Source organism: Epilithonimonas sp. KH_059, from assembly GCF_057838485.1.
Window position 1 is genome coordinate 1,419,065 of the sequence record NZ_CM174468.1, and the last position, 19,772, is coordinate 1,438,836.

Below are 19,772 nucleotides of genomic sequence, written 5' to 3' on the forward strand. Positions count from 1 at the left end.
CTAGTTTAATCCAGATTGAACTTATTGCACTTCTGTATAATTATCTTCTAAATTCACGTCTGCCAAACGACCTGAAAAATCAATTCCAAGAGCCTTAATTTGCTCTTTCCCATAAGGAATCACAAACGTATATTCTTTTTGCGTCCATGGCCAATAATGCAGAGTTGTAAAGGATCCATACAAATCACTTTTCTTCCATTCTCTAGTCATGTTCATGGGAATTTGGTAATTCACAATCTTTTGGTCTGCAGTCAGAACACTAAAATCAATCGGCATAGGAACTCCTCCTTTGTTCAATAAAGTAATTTTTGTTACTCCTTCGGAATACTCTACATTTTTAATCGCATAATCAATTGTTTTTACCGTATTGATCCAGTAGTGGTAAAACCATTTCAGGTCCATGCCTGATATTTTCTGTGCAATATGCATGAAATCACGATCAGAAGGATGTTTTAAACTCCACTGTGTAAAGTATTCTTTCATAATAAGAGAAAGATTTTTTTCCCCTACGATATAACCTAATTGAACAAGGAAGGTTTCTCCCTTTGTATAACTTGCCACACTATAAGCTCTTCCATCATCATGGTGATCTCCTAACCAAGAAGCAGGTTCTTCTTTTCCTGTCTTCGTGAAATTTGCATAGCTTCTTAAAGTTCCCACAAAAGGATTGCTTTGTGGTTCTGCAGGAGGAAAAAGCTGACTCATCACTTTGGTAGAAGCATAGCTTGTAAACCCTTCATCCATCCACGGTTTCATACTTTCATTCGTAGCAAGCATTTGTTGGAACCACATATGCGAACCCTCATGAACCATCAATCCTACAAGTCGCTCAAGAGTTCTGTGCTCTCCTAAGACCATTGTAGCCATTCCATACTCCATACCTCCGTCACCGCCTTGAATAAACGAATAACTTGGGTAGGCGTAACGCCCAAAATCGGCGTTCATAATTTGAAAATATTTTGTAATAAGAGGCTTACTTTCCTGCCAAAGAGCTGTTTTTTCGTTTTTCTGATAAACGTAATATACTTTAGGTCCATCCAAAACAGTAAAACTCTCCACCGTGTAGTCACGGTCTGCAGCCCAAGCAAAATCAAGAATATTGCTTGCTTTCCAGCGCCAAGTAGCCTTGCCCTCTTTGTCCGTTTTTACTTGTGCATTGTCCTCATATCCTTTGACTTCTCCCGGGTTTTGAAGTATACCTCCTGCACCAAGTACATAGTCTTTGTCAATTTTAATTGTCACATCGTAATCACTGAAGGGAGCATGAAATTCACGTCCAATGTAATCGAACGTCGCCCAACCATCGTAATCGTACTCCGCGATTTTCGGATACCACTGGGTCATGGTCATATCAATGCCTTCTCTATTGTTTCTACCCGCACGACGGATTTGATAGGGTACAACTGCATCCCAATCTAAAGTGAATACTGTTGAGGAATTTGGTTTTATCGGCTCATTTAAAACCACTTTCATAATGGTTTCTTGGATCTCAAAACGCAGGTCGGCCCCATTCTGCTTAATAGAACGTATGTTTTGAACCCCTTCTTCTTCGATAGGAATGCTAGCAAGACGAGAAACGCCTCCCACTTGCAAACGGCTATCTCCATTTATGCCTTGATTCGAAACGTTTTGATCCATCATTGAACCCGGCTTAAACGCGTTCCAATACAGATGAAAATAAACTATTTTTAATTCGTCTGGAGAATTGTTTGTGTAGGTAAGAGTCTGTTTTCCTTTGTAGGTAAAATGCTCCGCATCTACATCAATTTCCATTTTGTACTTCGCATGCTGCTGATAGTACGCCTCTTTTTGACCAAATAAAAAAGCGCTTAAAAGACTTAGCGCTAGAAACATAGTTTTTTTCATGAAACACTTAAATTTGAGGGAAAGTTACGGAAATTTCGCAAATTTCAAAATCGAGCGTATGAAAGAGACTGCCTTCACACGTACTTTTTAGATTTTTCCTCAATTTCAAAAAGAAACTTTACTACTTTTGCAAGCAAAATGAAAATCGATGGTCACGGTAGAGAAAATTGGAGGAACCTCCATGAGTCAATTTGGAGACGTCCTAGAAAACATTATCCTTCGCACAACGTCGGCGAACACAAATCCTTATGAGAGAGTGTTTGTAGTCTCCGCCTACAGTCATGTGACAAACTGGCTCTTAGAGCATAAAAAAACAGGAGAGAAGGGAGTCTATGGCCGTTTTGTCGAAAATAAAAATTACAGTGAGGCTTTAGACGAACTGTTAGAGAAACTTTTAGAAATCAATGAAAAGTACGTCCCATTAGGCCTTGATCCCAAAAAGGCAGCTCAGTTTATTTCGGGTCGCATTGAGCAGGCTAAAACTATGCTTGTAAGTCTAAGTCAAGTCATGGCTTCGGGATATGTAAACCCAAACGACATTCGACTTGCAGCCAGAGAAATACTCGCCTCCATTGGAGAGGCACATTCAGCATGGAACTCCGTTAATATTGTACAAAGCAAAGGGTTTAATGCAAAATTCATCGATCTATGTGGATTCAATGACAATGAACCTCTTACGATTGATGGGAGAATTAAACGCGAATTTAAGGACCTTGATCTATCAAAAACAGTTTGTATCTGTACAGGCTATACCAAGGGGACAGAAGGTATCATGAGAGCATTTGACCGAGGATACTCGGAGGTTACTTTTAGCAAAATTGCAGTGGAATTAAAGGCGAAAGAAGCCATCATTTACAAAGAGTACCACCTTTCGAGCGCAGATCCAGCCATTGTGGGGGTCGAGATCTGCGCGCCTGTAGGGCAAACCAATTACATCGTAGCTGACCAACTGGCAGACATAGGCATGGAGGCAATCCATCCAAAGGCTGCAAAACCGCTTGAACTTGCGGGAATTAACATCCGAATCAAAAACACCTTTGAGCCTCTACACGAGGGAACTCTCATTTCAAAGAATTACATCTCAAAGGAGGCGCGCGTAGAAATCGTTTCAGGATCCAACCAAATGATTGCTATTGAAATTCATGATCCGCTTATGGTGAGTGAGGTGGGTTTTGATGCGCGCATTATGAGCTATTTCCAAAAGCACGAAGTCAGTTATGTATTCAAATCCACGAATGCAAACTCGATTACAATGGTGGTGTGGGACCAAGAAAAGGCTCATAAGCTCATTGAGGAGCTTACAGCTACCTTTTATCGGGTCTCAACTATCGAGGCAGCCATTGTCTGTGCAATGGGTACAAACATTAAAGGCCCCGGCTTTTTATATAGAGCCGCGAAGGCCTTTTATGAAAACGAGATAAACATTGAATGCTACGGACAGTCCCTTATGCAAGTAAACCTACAGTTTATTATTAAACGCGAACATTACAACAAAGCGATTCAAGCGCTTAATAAGGAACTCTGTAGCCCTCAGGCCTAAAGCAACTACAGGTCGCCCAAGGGCGACCTGTAGTATATAGTATATCTTATGATTGGGAAGACAGAAGAATCTTTTCTAGAATTCGTCTAGTAATCATATAAGTGGGTTTCACTCCGGTGAGTCCTAATCCTCCTGACGAAAGAGTACTGCCTGTTTCAAGGGGATTGTCTGAGGCGTAATAGCCATAGCAAACAAATAAATCCGGTGAAATGTGGTGTCTAATCTTGGAGGCCACTTGAATGGCTTTGTGGTAGTGCGCTCCTTCCATTTCTAGTCCCACTGTGTTCCATGTAGAATTCATAAAGTAAGAAAGGATGTCTTTGTTCTGAAGAGAAGTTCCAAGAACTGTAAGCATTGAGCCTTCATAAGCACTAATTTCATCGTCTTTAAAATCTTCTATATTCAAGGCGTTCTCAAACACATAGTTGTCGGCCGTTCCTTCAAATATATGCGAGTTCGGAATCATGATATCTCCTTTCTGTCCCGTTAAAATTCCGGCTTTTCCCATAATGGAAATGGACTTCACTTTCATCGTATATACCTCTTCATTGGACTGATAAGGTCGTAATAACTCGTCCATTACTTCAAAAGCTTGTTCCCCGAACGCATAGTCAAACACGAGTACCACATCGTCTCCCTTAAATCCTAAGGATCCAAATGGTGTATTTTTAAGATTTACTTTTGAGAGGTCAATAATTTGAACATCGATATTACTTCCACTGTGATCTTTTACGTACGTAAGTCCATGCTTCACAGAATAAGTTAAAATCTTTTCTTGCAATGTTCTTTTATTACTAATCTCTTCGTACAGCGTATAATCCACATCACTTGAAGCGGATTTCTGTCCTAAAGCATTGTCTGCAAACAGCATATTTTTAACGGAGTGCATGTTCGCCGAGATGATATGGAGAGGTTTCATTTGAAGTCCTCGACTGACGAGTTCCTCTTTTAATTGATTGGCCCAGCGTTCTCCGAAAAGGTGGTGACCTACCCTTTCCCTTAGAATAGCACTGAAGAAAATTTCTCTTTCTCTAATTCCTTTTAAATCATTTAAGGAATTGTTTCCTAAATGGTAAATGATTTTGAAAAGGCGATCGGGATTCTGATCGTCTCCAAAGTTATGATAAGCCTGAAGGACTTCCTCAAAGGTTCTTCCTAAAAGTGAAGACAAGTGAATTAATGCCACTTCCTTCTCTTTGCGGCTTAATTTTTTCTCCCCTAGGGCTACTTCTTCAATAATTCGCCAGGTTCTTGTAGGCGCATAGTTTTCTCCTTGATGGAAAGCGATTTCTCGAATTTTATCCGCCTCTATATATAAGAAGGTTAAGTGAGTTAAGATGTCGTAAATCTCAGAGCGTCCTAAAAGGACTTCAATATTCATTTGATGAGAATCAATACGGTAGCAATTCCGTCTTCGTTTCTTTGGAACGATAAGCTCGAAGCTTCCCTTCTCAAATCCTTCGTCTGAAGTCAAATGAACAAATGCCGTTTCTTCAATTCCTGCTGGCAAACGATCAAGAACATAAAGCAAACCGTCTAGTTCCACTTTGTTTTTGATTCCCATCGATCCATAGATCTCAGGTGAAATAGTCATTAAAAGGTTTCGAATTGTTTCTCCCGATATGCCGCCCGGCTTGAAGAAACCTCTATAGAATAAGTGACGCATCGTGACATAGAGCCTTTCAATAGCTTCTGTCGTTTCGCGTGCTTTTAAATTGGTCGCCATAAATTATATTTAGATTGTTAAATTTACAATTAATGACGCACAAAGTTAATGAAAATTAAATTAATCTTTTGTGAATCTATGAGTTCATCCTATGAAATGATCCGTTCGACAAAAATCACGTCTAAGTAGGTAGGCAATCCACATGGATTCGGGTCATAGAAAGACATACTGGTAAAAAACAATTTCTAAGAAAAATCCACAATTAACCACAAACACCCCTAAATACACAAGGTACAAATGTCTAAATGATATTAATTTCAAACTAGACCCCCTATTTTTTTCTATTTTTTTATTTTGAATTGGTTTTTTATTTAAATTTGCAGTCTAAACACTTCACTATGCCAACACTAAGATTCAACGCCCTGTCGCAACTTCCCTTTCGCGATTACAGAAAAAACAACGCGATCGAAGTTCCTAAAAAATTATCGGAACTCTTTTGTGAAAACGTATTCTCGGAAGAGACCATGCGTAGTTATTTAACAAAGGAAGCTTTCACCTTTATCCAAGACGCCATTAAAAAAGGAACGAAAACCCCTCGATTAATTGCGGATCAAATTGCTGTTGCCATGAAAGATTGGGCTCTTTCGAAAGGAGCAACGCATTACACTCACTGGTTTCAACCTCTAACGGGAACCACTGCGGAAAAACATGACAGTTTCTTCACTCCTTTCGAAAGCGACCGAGCCATTGAACGCTTTAGCGGAGCCATGCTGATCCAACAGGAACCTGACGCCTCCTCTTTCCCTAATGGTGGAATTCGAAATACGTTCGAAGCCCGTGGGTACACAGCGTGGGACCCGACATCTCCTGCCTTCATCATGGGTACTACCCTTTGCATCCCCTCCATCTTCATTTCGTATACGGGAGAAACACTAGATTATAAAACGCCACTATTAAGAGCTTTGTCAGCCGTAGACGATGCTGCGACCGAAGTATGCAAAGCTTACTTTGACAAAAACATCACCAAAGTAACCCCTACCTTAGGTTGGGAACAAGAGTATTTTCTAATTGACAGCGCTCTTTACCAATCAAGACCCGATCTAATCTTTACAGGTCGTACTTTGCTAGGCCATTCCCCGGCCAAAGGCCAACAATTAGACGACCATTATTTCGGATCGATTCCAACGCGAGTCATGAACTTCATGAAAGAATTGGAAATCGAAAGCATGAAACTTGGAATCCCAGTCACGACTCGTCATAACGAAGTTGCTCCCAACCAGTTTGAGCTTGCTCCAATGTTTGAAGAGACGAATGTAGCGGTCGATCACAACTCCTTACTAATGGACATCATGGCCAGAGTGGCACACAAACACCACTTTCACATTCTATTTCATGAGAAACCTTTTCAAGGAGTAAACGGAAGCGGAAAGCATAACAACTGGTCACTGGCAACGGATACAGGAGAGAATCTATTGAGTCCAGGTAAAAACCCAAAGAAAAACCTTCAGTTCCTTACCTTCTTTGTCAATACCCTTAAAGCTGTACACGTATATGCAGATCTACTTCGCGCCTCAATTGCGACAGCAAGCAACGATCACCGCCTTGGGGCAAACGAAGCTCCCCCTGCTATTATATCGGCCTTTATAGGCACCCAGCTATTTGGTGTCCTGGAAGAACTTGAGAAAGTAACCGACGGAAAACTTTCCCCTGAAGAAAAAACGGAACTTAAATTAAACGTGGTGGGTAAGATTCCAGAAATCCTTTTGGACAATACGGATCGTAACCGAACGTCTCCTTTTGCATTCACAGGAAATAAATTTGAATTCCGAGCTGTAGGTTCTTCCGCGAACTGCGCAGAACCGATGACCGTACTTAACGCAATCGTAGCTCAACAATTGAAAGAGTTTAAACTCCAAGTCGATGGATTGATTGCAGAAAAAAAACTCAAGAAAGACGAAGCTTTGTTCAACGTCTTAAGAGAATACATTAAGGACTGCAAGCAAATCATGTTTGAAGGGGATGGCTATTCTGATGACTGGCCTAAAGAAGCCAAAAAAAGAGGCCTCAACAACCTTAGAACCACTCCCGAAGCTCTGAAAAGTGAACTTGACGAAAAATTCATTCAACTGTATGAAGGACTCGGAATCTATAATCATAGAGAATTTGAAGCTCGTAACGAAATCAAGTTAGAGAAATATGCAACGGAGATTGACATTGAAGCCAAAGTCCTTTCAGACATTGCAAGAAATCACATTGTGCCTGCCGCTTTATCTTATCAAAACCGATTGATAGACAATGTAAAAGGCCTAAAAGAAATTTTCACAGATAAAGAATTTCAAACGCTTGCTAAAGAGCAAATGGATTTAATTCGAAGCATTTCCCATAATGTATCTCAAATCAAAGTGGGGGTAGATGAACTCTTAGAAGCAAAAGACAAAGCCGAAAAAGAGCACGGACAAAAGCAAGCCGAAAAATACTGCGACGATGTAAGACCCCGATTTGATAAAATTCGAGAGGCATGCGATACACTCGAAATGCTTGTAGACGATGAACTTTGGCCTATGACAAAGTACCGCGAACTTCTATTTACAAGATAGAAAAAAGCGGCTACAAAAGCTTTATTTAAAGAAGAGCGCAAACCCAGGGAATCTCCTTGAATTTGCGCTCTTCTTCTTTCCTTCTGGTTTCCTTCCGTATCCTTTTCAATCTAGGTTGAAAGATTCCCACAAAGGAAATAAATTAAAAGCGCAATGCGCTGCTTAAGATACTAGATCCTCAACTCATTTCTTTCTTGCTTCCTAAAACTTAAGATCAGCGTTAAAAAGTACAGATTTCAAGATCTATAATTCATTACAAGACAGACCTTACAATATGACAAATATAGAGCACTTCCGCCCCTCCACTTTTATGGAATTATAGGATAGATTTATATAATAAATAGACCGAAACAATAAATGTTAATAAACCTTAACAAAATAAAAAGCCGCAACCCCCAAATAAAGGGATTGCGGACCGTCTTTCTTTAACATATCGCATGATAATGTTAAAATGTGTTAAAAAAGGGTGTTTTCAATTTTGAAAAACAGCATCTTTTGGCTCTATTATCTACATTTGTCTAGTCAAAATCAAAGTAAATAATATCTATAACACAGATAATCAAATATATATGAAGAAAAGAGTTCTATTTTATGTGACTGTAATTACTTCTGTATTCACATTACAATCTTGCGTTTCGAACTACGTTGTTACTCAACCCATATTATACAAAACAGATGCCAAACTGGCAGCTGTAAGTCCTAAGACTCTCAACTTTTTAAAGAAAGATTTAACCCCTTCTCAACAAATCGACATGGCTCTAGCTTCTGTCGAAACGGCTAACAAAGCGGCGGAAATTGAGAAGACCATTCAGTTTGAGAAAAAAATGGACGGTCTCTTAGCAGAAGCAGAATCTTATCTTGGAGTTCCTTACCGTTACGGTGGCAACACAAGAAACGGAATTGACTGCAGTGCTTTCGTACTTTCTGTTTTTGGAGCTACTATGGGACTTAACTTACCAAGAGTAGCCGCTTCCCAAGCAAAAGAAGGAGAACAAATCGCTAAAGAAGACATCCGCAAAGGAGATTTAGTGTTCTTCTCTAGAGGAGGTAGAATATCGCACGTAGGAATTGTTCACGATGTGGATAGCAACGGAGAAATTCACTTCATTCATGCAGCAACCTCTAGAGGTGTAATGATTTCCCCACTTAGCGATCGTTATTGGGGTCCAAAATTCAGATTCGCCAAACGCGTTATAAACGACGGCTTTATGGATGCGCAAAATTTAGCACAGAATAATAGTAAGATTAATTAATTGAAAAATATCAACCGCTAGAAATTTTCTAGCGGTTTATTTTTTTTGCCCTCAGAAGTATTTCCTAATTTTGCATTCGCAATGAAACGCAAACTCGAGCTTTTTTTAATCCTTTTATCCTTGGGAGTTCTATTACTTCCACAGCAAAATTTTTCTGCGCAAATCATGGCGCTCAATTGCTGCGAGACCCAAAGCTCAGATCCATGCCATAATCCCATGCAACCATCAGATTCGGGTGCGGATAACTCAAATTCCTCTTCGGATCAAAATTGCGACTCACATTGTGCACAGCACTGTGGTTTATGTCTGCATGTCGGAACTCCCCTACTCAATTCGAGCTCCACAGACACCAGCCTTCGTTCGGATCGAAAATTTAGAACAAGTACTTATAGTTACTTATCTCCTTTCGTTTTAAACAGCAACAAGGACATATGGCAGCCTCCTAAAATAGGCTAGACCCCTTATTGGATGTAGGACGCACGCTCCTTTCCAATCTCTTCCCCATTATTACACACCAAATTCATCCTAGCCTAAGCAAGGAGTTTACGGCATTCCGGCTGCGAGACTTCCTTAAGAGGACCCCGAAAGCTCCATTTTCAATAAAGGGAACTTTTCTAATACCTACGGAAGGATGAACTAAAAATTATACAACGAACTAGTCTAATGAAATTTACTATAAAATTCTTCCTATTTTTGAGCCAACTGCTTATCAGCAGTAGTTTTCAGGCGCAAACAACGCATGAACATAGCGCCTTAGTCAAAGGAAATTGTGAGCTCTGCAAAGAGCGAATTGAATCAAGTGCGAAAGCAGCAGGCGCGGCGACTGCAGCATGGGACGTTAGCAGTCAAACTCTATCCGTGCAGTATGATTCCCAAAAGACCTCCATACCCGCTATTTTCACGAAGATTGCAGAGGCAGGACATGACAATCAATACATGCAAGCATCGGAAGCAGCCTATAAAAAGCTTCCCGCCTGCTGTATGTACGAACGTGAGCCTTCTTTCTTAGAAGTAGATTCTACTTATCATAAGCATTCAAACGAATATTTCGTAAGAGGAAACTGCGAATCCTGTCAATTGCGCATCGAATCAACCGCGAAAAAAGCGGGTGCCACTGAGGCAAAATGGACCCCCTTAACGCAGAAACTAACTCTTGAATTTGACGAGTCGAGAACCTCAGCCGAAGCCATTCTCAAAGAAATCGCAAAGGTTGGGCACGACAATGAACTTTTCACGGCAGAAGATAAGGTGTATAAAAATTTACCGGATTGCTGTTTGTATGATCGTAATCTTCCATTAGGGCAAATTAGCAAGCTTGTTCATTTTGACAAGGACGCGTCCGACACCACTACTCCTGAAGGTCGAGAAACCAACTTAGAAACGGTTTCCCTTGTAAAGACCAAAGCGGCAACGGCACTTGACAGAAAGAGCGCAGGGCTTGTTTTCAACATTGGGGAAAAAGAACTTCTAAAAGCAGCCTGCTGCAATCTTGCAGAAAGCTTTGAAACGAATGCAACAGTCGATGTATCCTATAGCAATGCAGTGACCGGAACCAAGCAGCTTAAAATGCTAGGGCTGGATCAAAAATACACCGCCCTTACAAAGGAACTCTTGCCTGAGATCCGTGGTCTAGCCACCGCATACGGTCTTAATTTCATCCCTGGAAGGTGGATAGGAGGAATTCAACTCACCAAAGGGGGAAGTACCGTGACGAGTGGCTATGAAAGCATCACGGGGCAAATCAACACGGAGCTGCGTAAATTTTCAGGGGAAAATGAGACCCAGCTCAATTTGTTCGTCGATCAAAATGCAAGAACCGAGATGAACCTTACGCATACCTCAAGTCTAAATGAACATTGGAACCAAAGCATCCTTCTGCATGGAAATGCAACCCTTGGGAAAGAAGACCACAACCAGGATGGGTTTTTGGACCAACCGACAGGAGAACAAATGAACTTAGCGTATCTCTTAAATTTCAATGACCTGGACCACTCAGGTTGGGGGAGCCACTTTGGAATTAACTTAGTACGAGATTCCCGCATTGGTGGACAGACTCTCTTTGATAAACACAAGGCCGCCTCAGAGCAAAGTGCTTACGGTGTAGGCATTGATATCTCAAGATTTCAAGTATGGAATAAAACAGGATACATCTTCAAGGGCAAACCCTATCAAAGCCTTGGCCTGATGAACCAATACACCTACCATGAGCAGGATAGTTTCTTTGGGCTTCGAAATTACTTGGGAGAGCAACAAACCTTTTACTCTAACTTGGTCTTTGAAAGCATTATTGGAAACACAAACCATAAGTACAAAACGGGGATAAGCTTCCTTTACGACCGATTTGATGAAGTATATCGAGAGGACCCAATCGAAAGGACAGAAACGGTCCCAGGTGTATTTTTTGAATACACTCTAACTGGACTTAACTATGCTTTAGTAGCAGGGGCAAGAGCGGATTTCCATAATTTAGCCGGAACACAATTCACTCCACGCTTAAATTTCCGTTACGATCTTTCGCCTTCTACTACCCTTCGCCTTTCCGCAGGAAGAGGCTTTAGAACTGCCAATATTTTTGCAGAAAGCCAAGCTTACCTTGCTTCAAATCGTCAAATTGAAGTGGAAAAATCAAGAGACGATCTTTATGGCTTAGATCCCGAAATCGCCTGGAATTATGGTGTTAGCTTTAACCAACAATTAAAACTATTTGGTCGCAGTGCCGCAGTACTTGTCGATTTTTTCCGTACCGATTTCCAAAACCAGGTCATTTTAGATTTGGACGAATCCACACATAAAATTCTTTTCTACAATCTTAAGAATAAATCTTACGCGAACAGTTTTCAAACTCAATTTGACCTAAGTCCAATAAGAAACTTTGACGTTCGCTTAGCCTACAAATATTACGATGTAAAGGCAGAGTACCACAGTGGCGAAAAACAAGCTCCATTTATGGCAAAGCACCGAGGCTTCCTCAATATAGCCTATGCCACAACAAAGAATGACAAGGGTGCCTTTTGGAGTTTTGACACGACCCTAAATTATGTTGGAAAGCAAAGACTACCTCTTACAGAGCAAAACCCAGCGGAATTTAGGCTTGCTTCTTACTCCCCATCGTACAGTACCCTAAACGCGCAGATCGCACGAGATTTCTCCTCAAAATTCCGAGTTTATCTTGGGGGTGAAAACTTAACGTCTTATACGCAGGACCTTGCCATTATCGATGCGCAGAATCCTTTTGGAAATTATTTCGATGGCGGAATGATCTATGCGCCCATCATGCCTGCTAATTTTTACATTGGAATTGATGTAAAATTTTAACGTGCCAACAGATTTAAATACTGGAATAGAATGCATTCCACTTTAAAACAAAATGAACCTGACTCTCTCAAGAATCAGGTTCATTTTATTTTCGATGTTCAGAGCTCTTAGCTTTTGAGCCATTTCGTTTCATTTAAGTAGGACTGATCTGGATAGTATATAAACAAAACGCTTCCGTCCTTAATGGTATTAATAATAGGTTTCGCTAGTTCAGAAGAAACAGCGGGACATCCCCAGCTTCGGCCAATACGCTGATGTTGTTTTGCGAAATTTTCGTTTACATAGTTTGCACCGTGCATTACAATAGCACGACGAAATGCAGCGTCGTTATATCCTTTGTCGAGCCCGTGCAATTTTAAAGAGTATCCGTTACCCCCTTGATAGGTTAAATCCGTACGGTAGAAGCCAAGGCTGCTTTGAAGAGAACTTTCGGTATTCGAGAAGTTCTGAGCGAATTCCTCCCCGGTGTTTTTCCCATGTGCAACTAGTGCATTAAACAGGATCTCTCCTGTTTCTGTATTAATCACCCACAGACGTTTTTCATTCGAAGATTTGGAAAAATCTAAAACGGTCAATAAAACGGTCTCTTCCTTAATTTCCCCTGCTTTTTTGAGATTTTCGAATCCCGACATTGCTTTTTCAAACACCTCAAAACTTAGCTCGTTCATATTTGAAAAATCAAGTCGGTTGTATGAACTCAATACGATCTGGGACATTGAACTCTTCTCTACGCTTGCTTCAGGTAAGGCCACGTAGGCAGAAGTATCTGATTTAGCTTCTTTTGTGCCCGTTGAGTTAGCTGAGTCTGATGATTTATAAGACGTACTTAAGGCCAAAACAGAAACGAGAGAGAGCAGTATTTTCTTTGTCATGAATATTATGTTAAATAGATTTGCGATTGCAAATTTATAAAATCATAACAATCAGAGCGTTATTATGAAACACTTTAACAGAACTTTATAACAACGTTAACAGCTGGAATTCTTATTACTCTGCCTCTTTTTGAGTGTCAGCAACAAAAGTAAGACTCACCGAATTCATGCAGTAACGAACGCCCGTAGGTTTGGGACCGTCGTTAAAAACATGTCCAAGGTGCGAACTGCATTTCTTGCAAAGAACCTCAATCCTTTCCATTCCGTGGGTAGAATCTCGCATGTAGGAGACTCCATTCTTATCGGCCTCAAAGAAACTAGGCCAACCGCAAGTGGAAGCAAATTTTTGGTCGCTCCTAAACAAATGGTTACCACAAACTGCACAATAATAGTCGCCGTGCTGGTCGAATTCGTTGTATTTACCACTAAAAGGACGCTCGGTTCCTTTTTCTCGCGCAATATAATAGAGCTCAGGTGCGAGCACTTCTTTCCACTCTTCATTGCTTTTGCTTACTGCTGTAGAGTCATTCGGAGAAAAGTATGGATTGTTTTTTGATGTAGAATCTTGCATAACGTTGGACTTAATAGGAGAATAACTCTGCGAGCACGCTTGCAGAAGTAGTATACCTCCCAATATTAATAGAAATTTTCTCATTTGATTAGTTTCTTAAGGCTTAAAAAGCCCTTTAAAACTTATTTATTTAGTTCAAAATTAGTGAAATAATACTAAATGACAGAAACACAAAAAAAAAGACAATTACGAAATCATAAGCTATTTGCGACGGGACTCTTTGTTTTAATGGCGGTTATTTTCATAGTCACTACCGCCATGCAAAAGCAGTCCGATTCGCATTGGATTGGATATCTGCATGCGTTTTCAGAAGCGGCAATGGTGGGAGCACTTGCAGACTGGTTTGCGGTCAGCGCCCTATTTCATTATCCTTTAGGGCTAAAGATTCCACATACAAACTTAATTCAAAATAAAAAAGACCAAATCGGAGACAACTTAGGTTCGTTCGTCGTAGGCAATTTTTTATCTGCGGAGACGATTCGTCCCTACATTTCAAAACTAAACCTATCGGATTACATAGGATCTTGGCTTTTAAAGCCCACCAACCAGCAACTTTTAATATCCGAGGGGTCCCTTATTCTGCACGATCTTATATCAAAGTTGGAGGACCGTTCCATAGAATCCTTTTTAGTTCAAAAAACGAACGAACTTACAGAGAATCTTAATTTAGCCTCCACACTAGGCAGTACGATTGAATATTTGGTTGAAAAAGATCAACACCAACTTGTAGTAAGTTCGATCGCTTCTCACATAAAAACGTATATTCTTGAAAACGAGGAGGAAATTAGAGAGCGAGTAAAAAAACAGAGTTATTCGATTATTCCCAATTTTGTGGACAAAGCCATTGCACATAAGATCTCAAAAGGAATTGTCTCTTACTTTGAAGAAATTGAATCGGACTTGTCCCATCCGGTTCGAGCAGTCCTGACAGAAAAAATAAAAGAGTTGTCAATGGACCTAAAAACGAAAGAAGAATGGAAAGAGAAAATTCAGTCGATGAAATCCTATTTTCTCACGGAAGAAAGGGTACAGAGCTACGCAAAGGACATTTGGCATTCCATAAAAACCCTTCTTTTAAAAGAACTCTCTCAAAGTGATTCTCCACTAAAGGTCTATCTGCAAAAATCCATCCATAACTTCGCTTTGGACCTTACTGAGGACCCGAACTTAAAAAGTAAAATTGACAAATGGGTTCGACTTACGGCCTTTCGATATTTCTTACGAAACACGCACCGAGTTAGTGAGCTAATCTCGAGCACAGTTGAAAACTGGGACGGACAAATGCTTAGTGAAAAATTGGAATTGGAAGTCGGAAAGGACCTTCAATTTATTCGTGTGAATGGAACTCTCGTCGGAGGACTCGTGGGTCTAATCCTCTATACGATTGCTAATTTTTTCATTTAGCCTGTTTCAAAAGGGCTTCGTTAATCTCTGTAATCAGCTGAGGCCCTTCGTAAATAAAGCCCGTATACAGTTGAACAAGGGAAGCACCGGCCTCCAATTTCTCAAGTGCATCTGTTGCTGAGTGGATTCCACCTACACCTATGATAGGAAACGCTCCCTCACTCTTCTCATGAAGAAAACGAATGACTTCGGTGGATCGTTCCTTTAAAGGTTTTCCCGATAACCCTCCAGACTCTTTTTGATTCACAGACGTTAAATTCTGACGTGAAAGAGTTGTATTGGTGGCAATTACCCCAGAAATACCAGTTTCCTTAACAATTTGAATGATATCGAGTAGTTGATCCTCGGACAAATCGGGCGCGATCTTTAAAAGAATAGGCTTTGACTTCGTTTTGGCTTTGTTTTGTTGCTGCAGTTCATTTAAGAGCTCTGTCAAAGGACCTCTATCTTGAAGTGCTCTAAGGTTTGGAGTATTCGGGGAACTTACATTGACGACAAAATAATCAACGACCTCAAACAAAGCCTCAAAAGCCAGTTTGTAGTCGTCACTTGCCTTTTCATTCGGCGTTATTTTATTTTTTCCAATATTTCCGCCTATTAATACATTCGTATTCGACTTCAATCGTTCAACCGCTTTATCCACTCCTTCATTGTTAAACCCCATTCGGTTAATTATTCCAGAATCTTCCACCAACCGAAAAAGTCGCTTCTTTTCATTGCCACTTTGCGCCTTAGGCGTCAAGGTTCCAATTTCTACAAAACCAAATCCCAGGGCTCCTAGCTGCTTATAAAGTTTCGCATCTTTGTCTAATCCCGCTGCAAGACCCACTGGATTTTTAAACTTTAAACCAAAAACCTCTCGTTCAAGCTTGGGATCCTCTAGGGGTTTCCCTAAAAACCAAGGAGCCAAGAACCCGAAATTCCGTAGCATCCAGAACGTAAGGTGGTGAGCTTTTTCAGGATCTAACTTAAATAGAAGCGGACGTAAAATAGTTTTGTACATAGTAAAAAGATGGATACGACAAATTTAAAGCTTTTTCTAGGGTCCTACCCCATAATTTAGGAATTTCTCTTTTTCAAAACCATATTCAAATGTAGTAAAATGCGATCCGCCTTGTAGGGCAAAATAAGTCTCGAAACGAGTTAAATCCGACGTAATTCAGTTTTATTTCACTAATTTTGTCCAAATTATCAAGACAATTATGGCAAAACAGGAAGATGCGTTTAAAAAAGTAGTTTCCCATGCAAAAGAGTATGGGTTTATTTTTCAAAGTTCTGAAATTTACGACGGGCTCTCCGCCGTTTACGACTATGGACAAAACGGCGCGGAACTGAAAAACAATATTAAGCAGTACTGGTGGAAAGCCATGGTACAGTTAAACGAAAATATCGTCGGGATTGATTCCGCGATTCTTATGCACCCTACGATCTGGAAAGCTTCCGGCCACGTAGACGCCTTTAACGACCCGTTAATTGATAACAAGGACAGTAAAAAACGCTTCCGTGCCGATGTTTTAATTGAAGATTATTGTGCAAAGCTAGAAGACAAAGCACAGAAAGAAATTGACAAAGCGGCAAAGCGATTCGGAGAATCCTTTGACCTCCCTACATTTGAATCTACAAATGCGAGAGTCTTAGATTATCGCGAACGTCAAAAAACCATTCTTTCTAGAATGGCGAGATCACTAGAAAACAATGATTTAGCGGATGTTAAATCGCTAATTGAAGAACTCGAGATTGCAGATCCCGATTCAGGAAGCAAAAACTGGACGGACGTTCGACAATTCAACCTAATGTTTGGAACCAAACTAGGAGCCTCTGCTGAAAACGCGACCGATCTCTATTTAAGACCCGAAACTGCTCAAGGAATTTTTGTCAACTATTTAAACGTACAAAAAACATCTCGTCATAAATTACCGTTTGGAATTGCTCAAATTGGTAAAGCCTTTCGAAACGAAATCGTAGCAAGACAGTTTATTTTCAGAATGCGAGAATTCGAGCAGATGGAAATGCAGTTTTTCGTACAACCGAACACCGAACTTTCTCATTTTGAACAATGGAAACAAAAAAGACTTAACTGGCACTTGGCGTTAGGACTCGGAGCAGAAAATTATAAATTTCATGACCACGAAAAGTTAGCCCATTACGCAAATGCCGCGACGGACATTGAATTTAAATTTCCGTTCGGATTTAAGGAACTAGAAGGAATTCACTCCAGAACCAATTTTGACCTTTCGGCGCACGAAGAGTTTTCCGGTCGCAAAATTCAATATTTTGATCCTGAGAAAAACGAGAACTACGTTCCATACGTAGTCGAAACCTCCATTGGACTCGACCGATTGTTCCTTGCCTTATTGTCACATTGCTTAAAAGATGAAGTGCTTGAAGATGGGTCTGAAAGAACGGTTCTTTCTCTACCTCCAGCCTTGTCCCCTATTAAAGCGGCGATACTTCCGCTTATGAAAAAAGATGGGTTAGGAGAATATGCAGAATCGATATACAACGATTTAAAATTCGACTTCAACTTGAATTATGAGGAAAAAGACAGCATTGGAAAACGATACCGTAGAAACGATGCACTTGGAACTCCGTATTGCATCACCGTGGACCATGAATCCTTAACAGAACACACCGTGACGCTACGGGATCGTGACACCATGGTCCAAGAGAGAGTCAAGGTAGCAGACCTACGAAGAATCATTGATGAAAAAACAAACTTTAGAACCCTTTTGTCTAAGCTTTAAATTTTTCAACGAAATAAAGAAAATTCAAATGGTCTAATTGCATTAGGCCATTTGAATTTTCTGTTAATTTCTTCGAGGTTTAAACGGTTTGATTCCTTTTAAATTCCGTAAATTTGAACCATTCTAAATAAGACACATGTTTTCTATACAAGCCATACGATCCCAATTTCCAATTCTTTCGCAAGAAGTGAATTCAAAACCTTTAGTATACCTGGACAATGCAGCAAGCTCGCAGAAACCCCTCTCGGTACTAGAAACCTGGGATCGGTACTATCTTGAATACAATGCAAACGTGCATCGCGGAATTCATACCCTAAGTCAAATTGCAACGGAGGCTATGGAAGATTCGCGTAAGAAAATTCAAAAATTCATTGGAGCAAAACAGGATTATGAAATCATTTTTACAAAAGGAACGACAGAAGGGCTCAACTTACTAGCTTATGCGCACACGAGCGAGATTAAGGCTGGTGATGAGATCATAATCTCTTACTTGGAACATCATTCCAACATAGTGCCTTGGCAGATGCTTTGCGAAAGAACAGGCGCAAAGCTAAGGGTAATCCCTATGAACATGGAAGGCGAGCTCGATCTTACTTTTCTTGAAAAGAATTTAAGTGAGAAAACGAAAATCGTTTCGGTGAATCAAATATCCAATGCGCTAGGTGTCGTCAATCCCTTGAAGGAAATTATTTCCATGACCCGTAAAAATTCTAGTGCTAAAATCATCATTGATGGCGCTCAGTCTGTACCTCATTTAAAAATTGATGTGCAAGAAATGGATTGTGACTTTTTCGTCTTCTCTGGCCATAAAATGTACGCTCCCATGGGAGTTGGGATCCTTTATGGAAAAGAAGAGCTACTTGAAAAACTTCCCCCTTTCCACGGCGGAGGAGAAATGATTTCTACCTGTAGTTTTGAGAAAACCACCTATGCGGGACTCCCATTCAAATTTGAAGCAGGCACCCCAAATGTAGGAGGAAATATCGCCCTAGGGGCCGCAGTAGATTTCATGGAATCCATCGGACATGACAATTTACAAAGTCACGAACATGCACTACTTGAATACGCCCAAAAAGAACTTCAGCAGCTCGACGGTTTGCATATCTATGCCGAAAATGCACACCGTGCAGGCGTAGTTTCTTTCACATTGAATAATGCGGGAATTGCATCCGATGCGGGAATGATCTTAGATAAACTAGGTATTGCCGTTCGCACAGGACATCACTGCACTCAACCCATTATGGACTTTTACGGAATTGCAGGTACCATTCGTGCGAGTTTTGCAATTTATAATACACTAGAGGAAATAGACGCACTGGTAGAGGGAGTCCGTAAGGCTCAAAGAATGCTAGGCTAGAAGAAATTAGCGAACCTCAGCCCCGCCAAGACCTCGAAGTCTCAGACCGTATTTCCATTGGACATAGGCAAAGACTTGGTACAATTTATATTCGAAAGCCATTCCGTAGTTTTCATTGGGATCGTAATCAATCCCTGACTCAATTACATTTCGGTAACGTCCTGAATAGTAATAGCTATTCCATTCCGATACCAAACTTGCGTTGCGTGCTTTTAGACTGCTTTCGGTATACATACTTTGTGGTCTTGCAATCGCAGAAAGGAAATAATCGAATTGCGTGTCCATTACAATCAATTCCCACTCTCCCTCTTCATTCTTTTCTGGCTTCATCACAGTAGAGTCGTCCTTACTCAGTGAGCGCAAACTACTGCAATTCGTGACGAAGCTTAAAGCTCCCATGAGCAAAACGAGATAGAAGGTTGTTTTCATGACCGTTGTATATGGTAGAAAGGCAGCAAATTAAACGCCAAACTGGAACTACGTCTAAAGAATCCAATCAACTTTGCTCATTGAGCCCTCAATAAGAAAGATTGGAACGGTTATTGTTGCAAAATTTTAGCAAAATATTGTACGAAAACCACCACACA

The 19,772-nt window shown here is 40.5% G+C and carries 14 protein-coding genes; 8 read left to right on the plus strand and 6 right to left on the minus strand.

Annotation, left to right across the window (positions count from 1 at the left end; translation table 11 throughout):
* Positions 1-21: 21 nt before the first annotated feature.
* On the minus strand, positions 22-1,866 hold the full coding sequence (locus tag AC3IRX_RS06695) for a M1 family metallopeptidase (RefSeq protein ID WP_489209118.1): 1,845 nt from the start codon (positions 1,864-1,866) through the stop codon (positions 22-24).
* Positions 1,867-2,014: 148 nt separating this feature from the next.
* Between AC3IRX_RS06695 and AC3IRX_RS06700 the strand changes: the two genes are divergently transcribed.
* Positions 2,015-3,406, plus strand: coding sequence for an aspartate kinase (locus AC3IRX_RS06700; protein ID WP_489209119.1), 1,392 nt, complete (start codon positions 2,015-2,017; stop codon positions 3,404-3,406).
* Positions 3,407-3,452: 46 nt separating this feature from the next.
* On the opposite strand, the gene AC3IRX_RS06705 is transcribed toward AC3IRX_RS06700, so the two are convergent.
* Positions 3,453-5,132, minus strand: coding sequence for a DUF6909 family protein (locus tag AC3IRX_RS06705; protein ID WP_489209121.1), 1,680 nt, complete (start codon positions 5,130-5,132; stop codon positions 3,453-3,455).
* Positions 5,133-5,470: 338 nt separating this feature from the next.
* Here AC3IRX_RS06705 and AC3IRX_RS06710 point away from each other — a divergent pair, with 338 nt between their 5' ends.
* The 4 genes from AC3IRX_RS06710 (at position 5,471) to AC3IRX_RS06725 (ending at position 12,237) form a co-directional block, all read left to right on the plus strand.
* Positions 5,471-7,669: a glutamine synthetase III family protein gene (locus AC3IRX_RS06710; protein WP_489209123.1), complete on the plus strand. Its 2,199-nt coding sequence runs from the start codon at positions 5,471-5,473 to the stop codon at positions 7,667-7,669.
* Positions 7,670-8,238: 569 nt separating this feature from the next.
* Complete coding sequence (locus AC3IRX_RS06715) at positions 8,239-8,922, plus strand: C40 family peptidase (protein ID WP_459083172.1); 684 nt, start codon at positions 8,239-8,241, stop codon at positions 8,920-8,922.
* A gap of 81 nt (positions 8,923-9,003) precedes the next feature.
* Positions 9,004-9,378, plus strand: coding sequence for a hypothetical protein (locus AC3IRX_RS06720; protein ID WP_489209125.1), 375 nt, complete (start codon positions 9,004-9,006; stop codon positions 9,376-9,378).
* 207 nt (positions 9,379-9,585) lie between these two features.
* Entirely contained in the window at positions 9,586-12,237 is a 2,652-nt protein-coding gene (locus AC3IRX_RS06725; protein ID WP_489209127.1) for a TonB-dependent receptor domain-containing protein, read from the plus strand.
* A gap of 107 nt (positions 12,238-12,344) precedes the next feature.
* Here the strand turns inward: AC3IRX_RS06725 and AC3IRX_RS06730 are convergent, their stop codons facing one another.
* Together AC3IRX_RS06730 and msrB are read right to left on the minus strand one after the other, a co-directional pair.
* Positions 12,345-13,109: a murein L,D-transpeptidase catalytic domain family protein gene (locus AC3IRX_RS06730; RefSeq protein ID WP_489209129.1), complete on the minus strand. Its 765-nt coding sequence runs from the start codon at positions 13,107-13,109 to the stop codon at positions 12,345-12,347.
* A gap of 115 nt (positions 13,110-13,224) precedes the next feature.
* Positions 13,225-13,764 carry a peptide-methionine (R)-S-oxide reductase MsrB gene (msrB, locus tag AC3IRX_RS06735; RefSeq protein ID WP_489209131.1) on the minus strand — a complete coding sequence of 180 codons (540 nt, stop codon included), beginning with the start codon at positions 13,762-13,764 and terminating at the stop codon, positions 13,225-13,227.
* A 75-nt stretch (positions 13,765-13,839) separates the two neighbouring features.
* On the opposite strand from msrB, the gene AC3IRX_RS06740 reads away from it, so the two are divergent.
* Positions 13,840-15,084 carry a DUF445 domain-containing protein gene (locus AC3IRX_RS06740; protein WP_489209133.1) on the plus strand — a complete coding sequence of 415 codons (1,245 nt, stop codon included), beginning with the start codon at positions 13,840-13,842 and terminating at the stop codon, positions 15,082-15,084.
* Here the strand turns inward: AC3IRX_RS06740 and AC3IRX_RS06745 are convergent.
* Positions 15,077-16,087 carry a quinone-dependent dihydroorotate dehydrogenase gene (locus tag AC3IRX_RS06745; protein ID WP_489209135.1) on the minus strand — a complete coding sequence of 337 codons (1,011 nt, stop codon included), beginning with the start codon at positions 16,085-16,087 and terminating at the stop codon, positions 15,077-15,079. The genes AC3IRX_RS06740 and AC3IRX_RS06745 overlap by 8 nt on opposite strands.
* Before the next feature lie 199 nt (positions 16,088-16,286).
* On the opposite strand from AC3IRX_RS06745, the gene AC3IRX_RS06750 reads away from it, so the two are divergent.
* Positions 16,287-17,828 carry a glycine--tRNA ligase gene (locus AC3IRX_RS06750; RefSeq protein WP_489209137.1) on the plus strand — a complete coding sequence of 514 codons (1,542 nt, stop codon included), beginning with the start codon at positions 16,287-16,289 and terminating at the stop codon, positions 17,826-17,828.
* Between the two features lie 136 nt (positions 17,829-17,964).
* The gene (locus AC3IRX_RS06755) at positions 17,965-19,185 is read left to right on the plus strand and encodes an aminotransferase class V-fold PLP-dependent enzyme (RefSeq protein WP_489209139.1); all 1,221 of its coding nucleotides are present in this window, start codon (positions 17,965-17,967) and stop codon (positions 19,183-19,185) included.
* Between the two features lie 6 nt (positions 19,186-19,191).
* Here AC3IRX_RS06755 and AC3IRX_RS06760 read toward each other — a convergent pair whose 3' ends face one another.
* Entirely contained in the window at positions 19,192-19,614 is a 423-nt protein-coding gene (locus tag AC3IRX_RS06760) for a DUF6146 family protein (protein ID WP_489209141.1), read from the minus strand.
* Positions 19,615-19,772 lie beyond the last annotated feature (158 nt).

Bases quoted from the DNA above. Each gene is read 5' to 3' on its own strand.
- AC3IRX_RS06720 (WP_489209125.1), top strand. From the start codon at position 9,004: ATGAAACGCAAACTCGAGCTTTTTTTAATCCTTTTATCCTTGGGAGTT.
- AC3IRX_RS06745 (WP_489209135.1), bottom strand. From the start codon at position 16,087: ATGTACAAAACTATTTTACGTCCGCTTCTATTTAAGTTAGATCCTGAA.
- AC3IRX_RS06750 (WP_489209137.1), top strand. From the start codon at position 16,287: ATGGCAAAACAGGAAGATGCGTTTAAAAAAGTAGTTTCCCATGCAAAA.
- AC3IRX_RS06755 (WP_489209139.1), top strand. From the start codon at position 17,965: ATGTTTTCTATACAAGCCATACGATCCCAATTTCCAATTCTTTCGCAA.
- AC3IRX_RS06710 (WP_489209123.1), top strand. From the start codon at position 5,471: ATGCCAACACTAAGATTCAACGCCCTGTCGCAACTTCCCTTTCGCGAT.
- msrB (WP_489209131.1), bottom strand. From the start codon at position 13,764: ATGAGAAAATTTCTATTAATATTGGGAGGTATACTACTTCTGCAAGCG.
- AC3IRX_RS06715 (WP_459083172.1), top strand. From the start codon at position 8,239: ATGAAGAAAAGAGTTCTATTTTATGTGACTGTAATTACTTCTGTATTC.
- AC3IRX_RS06700 (WP_489209119.1), top strand. From the start codon at position 2,015: ATGGTCACGGTAGAGAAAATTGGAGGAACCTCCATGAGTCAATTTGGA.
- AC3IRX_RS06725 (WP_489209127.1), top strand. From the start codon at position 9,586: ATGAAATTTACTATAAAATTCTTCCTATTTTTGAGCCAACTGCTTATC.
- AC3IRX_RS06760 (WP_489209141.1), bottom strand. From the start codon at position 19,614: ATGAAAACAACCTTCTATCTCGTTTTGCTCATGGGAGCTTTAAGCTTC.
- AC3IRX_RS06705 (WP_489209121.1), bottom strand. From the start codon at position 5,132: ATGGCGACCAATTTAAAAGCACGCGAAACGACAGAAGCTATTGAAAGG.
- AC3IRX_RS06730 (WP_489209129.1), bottom strand. From the start codon at position 13,109: ATGACAAAGAAAATACTGCTCTCTCTCGTTTCTGTTTTGGCCTTAAGT.
- AC3IRX_RS06695 (WP_489209118.1), bottom strand. From the start codon at position 1,866: ATGAAAAAAACTATGTTTCTAGCGCTAAGTCTTTTAAGCGCTTTTTTA.
- AC3IRX_RS06740 (WP_489209133.1), top strand. From the start codon at position 13,840: ATGACAGAAACACAAAAAAAAAGACAATTACGAAATCATAAGCTATTT.